This is a genomic window from Psychromonas sp. Urea-02u-13, assembly GCF_002835995.1.
In the GTDB taxonomy this organism is placed as follows: domain Bacteria; phylum Pseudomonadota; class Gammaproteobacteria; order Enterobacterales; family Psychromonadaceae; genus Psychromonas.
The window spans coordinates 42305-55880 of record NZ_PJBZ01000049.1; the positions used below are offsets into that span (position 1 = coordinate 42305).

13 protein-coding genes are annotated in these 13576 nt (G+C 39.5%); 10 read left to right on the forward strand and 3 right to left on the reverse strand.

Features of this window, described 5'->3' with window-relative positions:
• Positions 1-40: 40 nt before the first annotated feature.
• From folC to purF, 4 genes are all read left to right on the forward strand, one after another.
• The gene (gene folC / locus CXF74_RS07570; protein WP_101081812.1) at positions 41-1297 is read left to right on the forward strand and encodes a bifunctional tetrahydrofolate synthase/dihydrofolate synthase; all 1257 of its coding nucleotides are present in this window, start codon (positions 41-43) and stop codon (positions 1295-1297) included.
• Positions 1298-1300: 3 nt separating this feature from the next.
• On the forward strand, positions 1301-1951 hold the full coding sequence (locus CXF74_RS07575; protein WP_101081813.1) for an SPOR domain-containing protein: 651 nt from the start codon (positions 1301-1303) through the stop codon (positions 1949-1951).
• A gap of 72 nt (positions 1952-2023) precedes the next feature.
• A complete protein-coding gene (locus tag CXF74_RS07580) occupies positions 2024-2518 on the forward strand; it encodes a CvpA family protein (protein WP_101081814.1) in 495 nt (164 codons plus the stop codon).
• 96 nt (positions 2519-2614) lie between these two features.
• Positions 2615-4129 (forward strand): amidophosphoribosyltransferase, encoded by a 1515-nt coding sequence (purF, locus tag CXF74_RS07585; protein WP_101081815.1) that lies wholly within the window; start codon positions 2615-2617, stop codon positions 4127-4129.
• A gap of 240 nt (positions 4130-4369) precedes the next feature.
• Here the strand turns inward: purF and asnS are convergent, their stop codons facing one another.
• A complete protein-coding gene (asnS, locus tag CXF74_RS07590) occupies positions 4370-5770 on the reverse strand; it encodes an asparagine--tRNA ligase (protein ID WP_101081816.1) in 1401 nt (466 codons plus the stop codon).
• 147 nt (positions 5771-5917) lie between these two features.
• Here asnS and CXF74_RS07595 point away from each other — a divergent pair, with 147 nt between their 5' ends.
• Positions 5918-6337: a hypothetical protein gene (locus CXF74_RS07595; protein ID WP_101081817.1), complete on the forward strand. Its 420-nt coding sequence runs from the start codon at positions 5918-5920 to the stop codon at positions 6335-6337.
• Between the two features lie 42 nt (positions 6338-6379).
• Here CXF74_RS07595 and bioA read toward each other — a convergent pair whose 3' ends face one another.
• A complete protein-coding gene (gene bioA / locus CXF74_RS07600; protein ID WP_101081818.1) occupies positions 6380-7666 on the reverse strand; it encodes an adenosylmethionine--8-amino-7-oxononanoate transaminase in 1287 nt (428 codons plus the stop codon).
• Between the two features lie 116 nt (positions 7667-7782).
• On the opposite strand from bioA, the gene bioB reads away from it, so the two are divergent.
• The 4 genes from bioB to bioD are packed head-to-tail and all read left to right on the forward strand — an operon-like array spanning position 7783 to position 11481.
• On the forward strand, positions 7783-8835 hold the full coding sequence (gene bioB / locus CXF74_RS07605) for a biotin synthase BioB (RefSeq protein ID WP_101081825.1): 1053 nt from the start codon (positions 7783-7785) through the stop codon (positions 8833-8835).
• Positions 8836-8837: 2 nt separating this feature from the next.
• Complete coding sequence (gene bioF, locus CXF74_RS07610) at positions 8838-10001, forward strand: 8-amino-7-oxononanoate synthase (protein WP_101081819.1); 1164 nt, start codon at positions 8838-8840, stop codon at positions 9999-10001.
• A complete protein-coding gene (bioC, locus tag CXF74_RS07615) occupies positions 10001-10789 on the forward strand; it encodes a malonyl-ACP O-methyltransferase BioC (RefSeq protein ID WP_101081820.1) in 789 nt (262 codons plus the stop codon). Before bioF ends, bioC begins: the two co-directional genes overlap by 1 nt.
• Positions 10786-11481 carry a dethiobiotin synthase gene (gene bioD / locus CXF74_RS07620; RefSeq protein WP_101081821.1) on the forward strand — a complete coding sequence of 232 codons (696 nt, stop codon included), beginning with the start codon at positions 10786-10788 and terminating at the stop codon, positions 11479-11481. Before bioC ends, bioD begins: the two co-directional genes overlap by 4 nt.
• Here the strand turns inward: bioD and CXF74_RS07625 are convergent.
• Complete coding sequence (locus CXF74_RS07625; protein WP_101081822.1) at positions 11476-12444, reverse strand: integron integrase; 969 nt, start codon at positions 12442-12444, stop codon at positions 11476-11478. The genes bioD and CXF74_RS07625 overlap by 6 nt on opposite strands.
• 586 nt (positions 12445-13030) lie before the next feature.
• On the opposite strand from CXF74_RS07625, the gene CXF74_RS07630 reads away from it, so the two are divergent.
• Positions 13031-13492 carry a hypothetical protein gene (locus CXF74_RS07630; protein WP_101081823.1) on the forward strand — a complete coding sequence of 154 codons (462 nt, stop codon included), beginning with the start codon at positions 13031-13033 and terminating at the stop codon, positions 13490-13492.
• The last annotated feature ends 84 nt before the right edge of the window (positions 13493-13576 follow it).

Genomic DNA, 13576 nt, shown 5'->3' on the forward strand with positions numbered 1-13576 from the left:
AACACATTGTTACTAATACATTGTTTTTTGAGAAAAGAATATGAACAATAAAAGCTTGAATGAGTGGTTAGGTTATCTAGAGCAGTTGCACCCAACTGAAATAGAACTCGGACTAACACGTATCGGTAAAGTCGCTACAGATCTGGATGTCATCAACTTTGATGCAAAAGTGATCACCGTTGCGGGTACCAATGGTAAAGGCACAACCTGTGCTTTTCTAGAAGAGATCCTTATTCAAGCGGGATATAAAGTGGGCGTTTATAGTTCACCGCATATCCAACGATATACCGAACGCCTGCGCATTAATAAACATGAGATGCCAGAAGCATTACATTGTGCTGCCTTTGAAAAAATTGAATCTATCCGCGCTGAAACCTCGCTTAGCTATTTTGAATATGTCACCTTGGGCTGTTTATTAATTCTAAAAGCACAACAATGTGATTTCATCTTGTTAGAAGTCGGGTTAGGCGGGCGCTTAGATGCGACCAATGTGGTTGAGTCAGATGTCAGCGTTGCAACGACCATTGGTATTGATCATGTTGATTGGCTAGGCAACGATAGAGAAAAAATTGGTTTTGAAAAAGCCGGCGTTTTCCGCGCCTTCAAACCAGTTATTTGTGGTGAGCTTGATGCGCCATTATCATTAAAAGCGCATGCAAAAAGCATTAAAGCGGATATTCGTTATGCAGGTAAAGACTTTATCGCCACAGTCGGTGATAAAGAATGGTCATGGTGTGGTAAAAATAGATTAGACAATTTACCTTTAACATTGATGCCACTGCAAAACGCCTCAACCGCATTAGCGGTGATTGAAGCACTGGAATTAGATCTTCCAGCAGCATTATTAAAAAAGGCTATCGGTGAAGCACAATTAGCAGGGCGCTTGCAAAAAGTCAGCGTTGAAGGGCAAGTTGATACTTATCTCGATGTCGCACATAATCCGCAATCAGCAGCTTACCTAGCAAGCCAGTTAAAATTATTACGTAAAACAGGCGGTCGAGTCTTTGCCATTGCGGGTATGCTAGAGGACAAAGATTTAACCGGCACATTTTCTGTTATTAATAATGAGATTGATCAATACAATTTGATTAGCCTTAACTGTTATCGAGGTGCATCACAGCAAACACTGCTTAGCCATTATCAAGCTAGTAAAAATCAAGTTGCTGATGTACATTGTTTTGAAACTATTAAAGATGCTTATCAAGGCGTTTTAACAGTGGCAAATGAATCGGACATTATTATTGTTTTTGGATCGTTTTATACGGTTTCAGACTTTTTATCATTATCACAAGGGTAAGTTGTGGCTTCTCAGTTTCAAAATAGATTAGTAGGTATCAGCATTTTAGTCGCTTCTGTGGTTATTTTTTTACCCACCATTATCGATGGGAAAAAAACGGCCTATGAAGATGAATTTGTATCGACACCGATTCATCCCGAGATCAAAAAACATAAACAAGTGCGTCCTGAAAGTAACGATGTGTTGTCTGATGATATTGAGATTGTGACTTCTTCAGCGCCTGAGCCAATACGCCAAGCTGAAACGGTGGATGAACAATGGCAAGTTGAAGAAATAGCCAGTACCGTCACAATAGATAAAAAAGTGCAGAGCGCTCAAACTAAACCGAAAGTTGCAGAAAAAGTGCAACTTGCGAAGAGTCCGACTGTCAAAGTAAACAGTACAAAACAAAAGAAAAAGTTGCCAGATACCGCGTGGACAATTCAATTAGGTGCATTCCAGAATGCCGCTAATATTAACTCGTTATTAAAGACATTACATAAAGCAGGTTTTCAAGCGCACACAGTGCCAAATGATGTGATTGATGGACAATTAACCCGTGTTTTTGTCGGGCCAGATGTCTCTAAAAGTAAACTTGAGAAGCAATTGCCGCGTTTAAAACGATTAACTAAATTGGAAGGAAAACTTTATCCTTTTGATGCCGTTAATCCTTAAATTATTACAGCATTAGGGCGTTTTTCCTGATAGAATGCGCTCGTTTAAAACGTTCAGATATTAAGGGAAGCAATGAGTTGGTTTGATTTAGCGATATTAGGCATTATCGCACTTTCAGCATTAATAAGTTTGATCCGTGGTTTCACCAAAGAAGCCATCTCCCTCGTGACCTGGTTTACTGCTTTTTTTGTTGCCAGTAATTTTTATCCTGAAGTTACCTCATATTTAACACAACTTGACGATCCATTAATTCGTAACGCGGTTGCGATTGCAGTGCTGTTTATTTCGGTATTATTACTTGGCGCATTGGTTAACTACATTGTTAATCGTTTAGTCGCAGTAACCGGACTATCAGGGACTGATCGCTTATTAGGTGTCTTATTTGGCGCTATCCGCGGCGTACTGATTGTCAGTGCAATACTCTTTTTTATCGATTCATTCACCGGCTTCAATGAAGCAACTTGGTGGAAGGAGTCAACCCTCATTCCAGAGTTTGGTATTATCATTGAATGGTTTTTTAGTCACTTGGAGAACTCCTCAAGTTTCTTAGAGAAGCTTTCAACTTAAAAAATTTATATAAGCACCATCAACCACTCAGTTTGTGAGTGAAAAATATTAATTATTAATTCTTACTTATTACCTATTAAAACAAGGCGTGAATTTATGTGTGGAATCGTTGGCATCGTTGGAGCAACTCCTGTTAATCAAAGCATCTATGATGCATTAACAGTATTACAACACCGTGGACAAGATGCAGCTGGTATTATTACTATCTCAGATGACAACTTTAAACAACGTAAAGCAAATGGCTTAGTCAAAGAGGTTTTCGAATCTAAGCACATGCAACGTTTAAAAGGTAACATTGGTATTGGCCATGTACGTTACCCTACAGCGGGAAGTTCAAGCGCTGCAGAAGCACAACCTTTCTATGTTAACTCTCCGTGGGGCATGGCACTTGCACACAATGGTAACTTAACTAATGCTGCAGAATTACGTAAAACAGTGGCTAGCTCTCGTCGCCACATTAACACGACGTCAGACTCTGAAGTCTTGTTAAATATATTTGCTGCAGAATTAGATAAATTAAGTACTGACACATTATCTCCTGAAAATATTTTCACAGCAGTTGGTGAAGTACACAAAAAAGTAAGCGGCGCTTACGGTGTTGTTTCTTTAGTTATCGGACACGGTATGGTTGCATTTCGTGACCCTGATGGTATTCGTCCTTTAGTACTAGGCTCACGTAAAACTGAATCTGGTGATATGGAATACATCGTTGCTTCTGAAAGTGTTGGCCTTGATACCATCGGTTTTGAAGTGATGCGTGACGTTGAACCAGGCGAAGCGGTTTACATTACTGAAGATCGTCAACTGTTTACACAACAGTGCGCTGAAAAAACAAGTTTACACCCATGTATTTTTGAATACGTTTACTTAGCACGTCCTGACTCTACATTAAGCGGTATTTCTGTTTACGAAGCACGTTTAGAAATGGGCCGTAAATTAGGCGCTAAAATCAAACGTGAATGGGCTGATATCGAGATTGATGCCGTAATTCCAATTCCAGAAACATCAAACGATATTGCATTAGAAATTTCAGTTGAACTAGGTATTCCTTACCGTCAAGGTTTTGTAAAAAACCGTTACATCGGTCGTACCTTTATCATGCCAGGTCAAACACAACGTCGTAAATCAGTACGTCGTAAATTGAACGCAATTACTGCTGAGTTTAAAGGTAAATCAGTACTGTTAGTTGATGACTCAATCGTACGTGGTACAACGTCTGAGCAGATTGTTGAAATGGTACGTGATGCAGGCGCTAAAAATGTTTACTTTGCATCAGCTGCACCGCAAGTTTGTCATCCAAATGTTTATGGTATTGATATGCCAACAGCGGAAGAGCTTATTGCTTATAACCGTACTGTTGAGCAAATCAGCGACGCAATTGGTAGTGATAAATTAATCTATCAAGATCTTGAAGATCTTAAAGATGCTGTTAAAAAACAAAATCCTGATGTTGATGGTTTTGAATGTTCAGTATTTGATGGTGTTTACGTAACCGGTGATATTGACCAAAGTTACTTTGACTACTTAGCAAGCCTACGTAGTGAAGATGCTAAACACATCCAAGAGCAAAAAGAAGAAATTGCTAGCCTTGAGATGCATAACGAAGACTAAAGGGGGGACGATAGCTATCAGTTTTTAGCTGTCAGCTTTCAGTCTTAAGTGCCAAACCAGATCTGTTGATCTGGTTTTTTTTGCTTTAAAGAAAGCTATTAGCCTCGAGTTTCGAAATGATCGAAGCTCGAAAGGGTTTACTGAAAGCTGACAGCTAATGACTGATAGCTAATTTCCACCCACAAAAAAGCCAACTAAAAAGTTGGCTTAATAATAATCGCTTCAATAATTAATCAAAGATTAAAAATCAGCGCTGCCTGGTGAACGTGGGAATGCAATTACGTCACGGATGTTTTGTACACCAGTAACATAAGAAACTAAACGTTCAAAACCTAGACCAAAACCTGCGTGCGGTACTGTTCCGTACTTACGTAAATCGCGGTACCAGCTGTAATCGTCCATATTTAAATCCATCTCAGCAATACGTTTGTCTAATGCTTCAAGATTTTCTTCACGTTGACTACCACCGATGATCTCGCCGATACCCGGTGCTAATACATCCATTGCCGCCACTGTTTTACCATCTGCATTCAATTTCATGTAGAAGGCTTTAATGTCTTTCGGGTAGTTTTGTAGAATAATTGGCGCGCCAACATGTTCTTCAGCAAGGTAACGTTCGTGCTCAGATTGTAAATCTACACCCCATTCAACTTGGTATTCGAATTTTTTACCACAGTTTTGTAAGATTTCAATCGCTTCAGTGTAATCCATACGTACAAATTCAGAGTCTACGATCTTCTCTAAACGTGTAATTGCTTCTTTATCAACACGTGAAGCAAAGAAAGCCATATCGTCAGCACGTTCAGTTAACACGGCTTTAAATACATGTTTCAACATGTCTTCTGCAAGTTGTGCTGCATCAGCAAGATCAGCAAACGCGATTTCAGGCTCAACCATCCAGAATTCTGCAAGGTGACGTGTTGTATGCGAGTTTTCAGCACGGAACGTAGGACCAAATGTGTAAACATTACTTAGTGCACAGGCATATGTTTCAGCATTTAACTGGCCAGATACCGTCATGAACGTTTCTTTACCAAAGAAGTCTTTAGTGTAATCAACTTTGCCAGCATCTGTTTTTGGTAAGTTTTCTAAATCTAGCGTGCTCACGCGGAACATTTCACCAGCGCCTTCACAATCCGATCCAGTGATGATAGGTGTGCTAATCCAGTTAAAACCTTTCTTGTAGAAAAAGTCATGGATTGCATGTGATAAACAGTTACGTACACGTGTTACCGCGCCGATAATGTTAGTACGTGGACGTAGATGTGCATGTTCACGTAAATACTCAATGCTGTGGCGTTTTGCCGACATTGGGTAAGTATCTGGGTCTTGTACAAAACCAAGCACTTTTACATCAGTCGCTTGAATTTCGAAGCTTTGGCCTTTTCCTGGACTTTCAACTAATTCACCAGTGACTGTTACAGAACAACCCGCTGTTAAATTCAGTACTTCAGATGTGTAATTCTCAAGTGCCGCAGGTACAACTGCTTGAATAGGATCAAAACATGAACCATCGTAAATAGCTAAAAAAGAGATACCGGCTTTTGAATCGCGACGTGTGCGGATCCAACCGTTAACGGTTACTTTTTCGCCTGCTTTGAATTTGTCGTTGAATATTTCAACAATTGCTGTTTTAGACATCTGAATTTGTACTCCATAATCACAGTTTTCACTGTTTTTTCATTAAATATTTAATAGACGCTTATCTTACCTTGGCGGTAGCGAGATACAAGTCTATGATTTGATAATCATCCATTTTAATTACGTTTGCCTTTAACGGGATCTATCATGCAACAAGAATATGAACGAAAACATTTCCATAACGGTCACGAGTGGCGTCGTTTTATCATGCTTTGGTTAACTGTTTTTCTATGGGGGGCATTTTTAGCCTATATGCTGCTCTTTCATTATCAGCGAGACATGTTTGAGCCATTAATCATGGGACATTTTGGCATCACTGCGATTTCAAACTACCAGTTTGTAGAAATTCGTCTCTTTATGTATCTACTTTGGTCCTGCTGTATTGTCTCAGTCTTAGCCATTTTGAATACATGGGGAAAAAAGCGTCGACCTGGCGATGGTATCCCCGATATGTTCTTAATTGTGATTATGTTAAGCGCTGTGGTCTTTGCCTTTTATTACGCAAAAACCGATCTTAATTACCTTGATGGACAATTATCTGTACTTGCAACGTTTTTTGGTGATTAACGACCATCGCTATACAGCCGTTAATCAGGCCATTTAATATATTTAGCTCTGGTTTTTGGCCACTTGGAATATCGCATCACATAATTGTTTAAGTTGTGCCTCCTCAATCACATAGGGAGGCATAATATAAACAAGCTTACCAAAAGGGCGAATCCAAACGCCTAAGTCTACAAACTGTTTCTGCACCTTCGCGACTTCTACTGCATTATTTAATTCAACGACACCAATCGCCCCTAATACACGTACCGACTTCACTGTGGTTAATGTTTTGCACGGTGCTAAAAATTCAATTAATTGTTTCTCGATATTTAAGACGTTTTTTTGCCAGTCAAAACTAATCAGTTTATCAATGTTGGCATTAGCAACCGCACAGGCCAGTGGGTTACCCATAAAGGTAGGTCCGTGCATAAATACACCGGCTTTACCGTCGCTAATAGTCTGCGCAATATGTGTTGTTGTTAATGTGGCTGCTAGGCTCATATAACCGCCGGTAATGGCTTTACCGATACACATGATATCTGGTGTAATTCCTGCAAACTCACAGGCAAACAGTTTTCCGGTACGGCCAAAACCCGTGGCAATTTCATCGGCGATTAATAACAGATCATATTTATCACACAATAAACGCACACCTTTAAGGTATTCTGGATGATAAAAATACATGCCACCTGCGCCTTGCACAATAGGCTCTAGGATGATGGCTGCGATATTGGTGTGATTAGCTTCAATTATCTTCGTCATTTCATCTAAATCACTTTCATCCCATACTTCATCAAACTTAATAGTGGGTTGAGGTGCAAAAAGTTGTTTTGGCAAAAAGCGATGATATAACTCATGCATCGCGCCTTCAGGGTCAGTCACGCTCATCGCACCAAAAGTATCGCCGTGGTAACCATTACGAATGGTTACAAATTGGCTTTTGGGCGTGCCTTTAGCGTGCCAATATTGCAACGCCATTTTTAACGAGACTTCAACGGCGACACTACCCGAATCACTTAAAAAGACTTTTTCTAAATTGTCAGGGGTAATCTCAACTAATTTTTTACCTAAATCGATCGCGGGTTGATGGGTTAAACCCCCAAACATCACATGGGCCATTTTATCGAGTTGATCTTTGGCTGCTGTATTTAATTCCTCAACATTGTAACCAAACAAACACGCCCACCAAGAAGACATGCCATCAATTAATTGTTCGCCACTATCCAGTGTTAAAACACATTTATCAGCCGATTTTACACCGTAGCAGGGCAGTGGATTTGTCATCGAAGTATAAGGATGCCAGAGGTGATTTTTATCAAATTGGTGATCTAAGCTCGTTATTGATGTCATAATTGCTCGCTATTTATACAGATGTAAAGAAAAAGAGGCAGAAAAGTTGACAGTGTATCTATGAACTTTAGAATATGGCAACTATTTTTGTAGCGCATGATAAAGAGAGAGAAACTATGAGTAATACAACAGTACGTCAAAACTGGACTGTCGATGAAGTTGAGGCGATGTTTGCGTTACCTTTTATGGATCTACTTTTTGAAGCTCAGACGGTACATCGTGCTTATTTCCCACGAAATGAAGTTCAGGTAAGTACACTGCTTTCTATTAAAACAGGGGCTTGTCCAGAAGATTGTAAATACTGCCCACAAAGTGCACGTTACGATACGGGTCTTGAAAAAGAAACGTTAATGGAAATGAAAAAAGTCGTTAAAGCGGCACAAGATGCAAAAGCGACGGGCTCAACGCGTTTTTGTATGGGCGCTGCTTGGAAAAATCCTAAGCAACGTGATATGCCTTATCTTGTTGAAATGATCAAAGAAGTTAAATCGTTAGGTTTAGAGTCGTGCATGACACTGGGTATGTTAGATACGCATCAAGCAGATCAACTTGCCGATGCCGGTCTTGATTATTACAACCATAACCTTGATACGTCACCAGAATATTACGATAAAATTATCACAACACGTACTTACCAAGACCGTTTAGATACCCTTGATAACGTACGTAGTGCCGGCATGAAAGTCTGTAGTGGTGGTATTGTAGGTTTAGGCGAAGCGGGTAAAGACCGTTCGGGTTTATTAGTGCAACTGGCGAACATGCCACAACAACCTGAAAGTGTGCCGATTAATAAGTTAGTTAAAGTGCAAGGCACCCCCCTTGAGAATGTGGATGATCTTGACGAGTTTACCTTCATTAAAACTATCGCGATTGCGCGTATCTTGATGCCAAAATCACACGTACGTTTATCGGCGGGTCGTGATGCAATGTCAGAACAAACCCAAGCGCTTTGTTTCATGGCCGGTGCAAACTCAATCTTTTACGGATGTAAGTTATTAACCACGGATAACCCTGATGAAAACTCAGATATACGTCTGTTTAATAAATTGGGTATCAATAAAGAAGCGGTTAACTTTTCTCCTTTTGAAAAAGAGAAAGGCATTGATGCTGCCATTATTCGTAATGCTGAAAAAGACGAACTGTTTTATGATGCGACGGCTCAGTTATAACCGTGTCTTTTGATTTTATAAAAACACAGTTACAACAGTGTAAAGATGACGGTTTATACCGTCAAAGCAAAATAACGCAAAACAAACAAGGTCGTTATATCAATATTGCCGGGAAACGTTATTTAAACTTTTCTAGTAATGATTATCTTGGCCTTGCCTCCGATCCTGCCATGATCAGCGCTTGGCAAGTCGGCGCTGAAAAATACGGTGTCGGCAGTGGAGGTTCATACCTAGTCACGGGTTATAACCAAGCTCACGACGAACTTTGTGAACAATTAAAATCGTGGTTAGGTGTTGAGGCGGTTGCATTATTTAGCTCAGGTTATTCCGCTAATCAAGCGGTAATAAAACTGCTGCTCGATAAAAATGCATTGTTATTGCAAGACAAGCTGAACCACGCTTCATTAATGGAAGCGGGCAGTTTGAGTGACTGTAAAATGTTACGTTTCAAACACAACGATATTAATCACCTCAGTACGCTTCTACAAAAACAGCAAAATACCGACTCACTCATTATCAGTGAGGGTGTATTTAGCATGGATGGTGATAGCGCCCCAATAAACGCACTGGTTAAACAAAGCCAAGCACATAATAGTTGGCTCATGATTGATGATGCACACGGTTTAGGTGTGCTTGGCAAAAATGGTCAAGGCAGTGTTGTTGAATGTGGTTTAAGTAATCGAGCGCCTCAAATATATATGGCCACGTTTGGTAAAGCACTCGGGGTTGGCGGCGCATTTGTCGCTGGCGAGCAAGCCTTTATTGACTATATAAACAATTTTAGTAAACCTTATATTTACACTACAGGGCTTCCGCCTGCGATGGCCCATACGATCACCTGTGCCGCTAAAATGGCAGAAACGGACCAATGGCGTCGAGATAAGCTGTTTGAATTAATTGCCTTATTTAAACAGTTAGCAGCGCAAAAAGGGATTGTGCTTGGCAAATCACACACTGCCATTCAACCGCTCATTATTGGTGACAGCAAAAAAGCGTTGCGACTTGCCGAAACGTTGCAATCTCTTGGATTCTGGGTAACTGCAATTCGTCCACCTACGGTACCCAAGAATACAGCAAGGTTACGTATCACCTTAACGACAAGCCATGAAACACAAGATGTTATCCAGCTAATCAGCGCAATTTCAACCATTTTAAGTGAATATTAATGCCACAAACGATTGATAAACAAGCAGTGGCAGACTCTTTTTCAAAAGCCGCCTGTCACTACGACCAGTTCGCACAACTTCAACGTGATATTGGCGAAGTATTGTTAGGTCATTTAAGTAAGCCTGAGCTATCGCTAAATAACCTCGTTGATTTAGGCTGTGGCACGGGTTATTTCAGTGAAAAACTCAATATACAATTTCCAGGCGCGTCATTAACTTGTTTTGATTTGTCCTCTGTCATGCTTGAGCAAGCAAAAAAACGTAACCTTACGCAGGCTGCCTTTCAACAGGGAGATATCGATTCGCTACCCTTTGCCAAAAATAGTATCGACCTTATCTATTCAAACTTAGTTGTGCAGTGGAGTGATAACTTAGAGGCTTGTTTAAAACAGCTACATAGCAGTTTAAAAACAGGTGGGCGATGTTATCTTTCAACGCTAATCAGTGGCACGTTAAATGAGTTAACACAGGCGTGGAAATCAGTTGATGACAAGCCACATACCAATACATTTTTAAGTTTGAAAGATCTTGAGTCAGTTGTTGCAAATTGTGCTTTTAGCACCGTTAATATCAGCACAGAAACACGTGTTTTAGAGTATAAAAATGTTGTTGAAGTGATGCGAGCCTTAAAAGGCATCGGGGCGAATCATGTTCATGGTCATCAAACATCGCCTATTTCTGGTCGCCAGTTAGTTAAGCGGCTACAAGCGGGCTATCAGCCATTTATCAACCAACAAGGCTTGTGTAATCTCACTTATCAAGTTTGTTACATCGAGGTAATAAAATGATCACTGCTCTTAAAACAACAAAAACGTATTTTGTAACAGGTACCGATACAGATGTTGGAAAAACAGTCTGTTGTGATGCGTTATTACAAGCAGCGAAGTTACAAGGTAAATTGACATTAGCTTACAAACCGATTGCTGCTGGGTGTGAAAAAACAGCAAATGGGCTACGTAACGAAGATGCTCTGATTCTGCAAAATAGCAGTACGATCAAAGTCGATTATAAACTCATTAACCCTATCGCTTTTATTGAACCGATCGCACCACATATCGCCGCTGAGATTAACAACGCGCCGATTGAAGTTGAAACAATTACGCAAGGCTTAGAAACCTTACAAGCTAAAAATCCAGATCTGTTAATTGTTGAAGGGGCAGGTGGCTGGTTTTTGCCACTAAATAATGAACTGCTACTTTCACAATGGGTGGTGCAACAACAATTACCCGTGATTTTAGTGGTTGGCATGAAATTAGGCTGTTTAAATCATGCGTTATTAACCTATCAAGCCATCATCAAGTCGGGTTTAAAAGTAGCAGGTTGGATAGCGAATCAAGTACAGCCTGAAATGCCTTTCTATCAAAAAAACCTTGATTTTTTAAAGAATAAATTTGATGCCCCTATGATGGCAGAAATCCCACATATAAAAGACTTGGCCAATACATCATTAGCAGAGTTTGTAGAGACTGATCTTTTATAAATCAGAAAAGGGACTACGCACGCCGTTTGCTCCCGCTTGAAGTACATGCGTATAAATTTGTGTTGTACGAATATCTGAGTGACCTAACTGCTCCTGCACTGTCCTAATATCAGCGCCACGCTGTAAAAGATGAGTCGCAAATGAATGACGCAAAGTGTGGCACGTTACCCGCTTGGTTAAGCCAATATTCTTTGCCGTCAGGCTAATTAACCTTTGCAGGTTAGTTTCATGAATATGATGGCGTCTCAATTTACCGCTATTTTCATCGAAATATAACCGATTAGACGGGAATAAATAATGCCATGCAAAATCCTTAGGTGCTTTAGGATACTTAGTTTCTAGTGCATAAGGTAGATAAACGCCACAATAGTTTTCGTTCTTCATATCCTGAGTATAATAAAGTTTCACCTTCTCAATTTGTTGCTTCAAGGGTACGACTAACTCTTTAGCTAACGTTACTCGCCTATGTTTACCACCTTTGGCATGCCAAATTTGTAAAGAAAGATAGTCAAAGTCGATATCTTGAACTCTTAATCTTAACGACTCCATTAAACGCAATCCACTACCATAAAGTAAAGAGCAAGGCAGTGAGACGGACGTTGGTATATTTTTTAGTAATAATGCCGTTTCTTCAACAGTTAATACGACAGGTAATTTAGGTTGTGCTTTAGTTTTATTAAAACGTAATTCGAGTGTTAATGGGTTATCGAGGATCTCTTTGTATAAATATACAAGTGCATTAAGCGCCAGGGATTGTGTTTTGGGGGCTACATTTTTGACGTTGGCTAGAAAAGATAAGAAGCGTTCAACTTCTTGATTATGGCAATCCACGGGATGCTTCTTATCATTAAATACGATAAAATAACGGATCCAATGAATATAAGCAGTAATCGTTTTTCTCGCGTAACGTCGTGTATTCATCATTTCAACAATAGATTGAAGAAAGGGAGATTGATTTTTCATAGCCACCTCAATTAAGCTGTATGTATATACAGTTTAGGTGTTTTCTATAATAATGCCTTATTAACTAGAAAGTTCTGAATAAATTACCGAAAAAATACTATGTTTACTATTGTAGAGTTAATTAAATAAGGGGTAACACATTGATAATAAATTCATTTGTTGTATGGTGTGCTTATTAATTATTTTTATATTAGATTTCTATATTTCTGACGGTTTTGTTGGTTTTTTCAATCTAATATGCTGTTAGCAGGTTAACGTAAGTTGGTAATTGGGCTTTGTAAGTTTTCAGTAAATCGGCAGGGCACTTTCAATATATTGTGTTTTACCCTGGTTGTTTTCAGCCGTATGCAAAGTATAACGGTTTTCGAGTGGTGCCTTGATTGAGATCTCAATTAGAAAAGGTATTTCGTTTCTAATTGTTTGGCCACTTTGTTATTTGAGCGCATTTGTTAAACTGGCTTGGTTCAGTGCAACCGTGCTAACAAGGTACTTAAACGGAATTAAAACAGTTGGTTTCGTTCGTGCCTCACAAATTATAACCAACTGTTTTAATCCGCTTAGTGCGGCGTTATGCGTCAGGAGTTTTATGCGTAGTTTTTTTGAAAATTCAGATTATTTCGAAAGGTTAGTAACTAAGCCACTGTTTTACATTAAACCTGATTATGAATTGGACTGGAAAGATGGGAAGTTGATTGAAAGTGACGATAGTTTTGCTAAAGTACTTAATCAACTGTTAGATAAGTTAGACAGTATTGAAGCTCCGAAAAATTATCACCTTCATGAAGATATACTTGCTGAGTATTGCTCACTTGAGGAACCAACTGTATATAAAAAAGGTAAGCTTTGGCTTGGCCAAGATTATGGGTGGATTCTAGAAAATGGCGCGTATGAAGATATTGATGAGGTTAATTTAACATTCGCTATTCTGGGGCGAGTTAAAGCTGCATTTTTAAGAAAGCAAAATACATTTGATGAGATGGAAGAGAGACATCGTGCAATGCTATCAGAGTTATTACAGTGTTTTATTTACCATCGTGAAAACGCATAACAAGAGCTTTAAACGGAACAAAAACAGTTGGCTACGTTCCGCTTCGCTCCACAATTATAGCCAACAATTTTTGTCCGCTTAAGC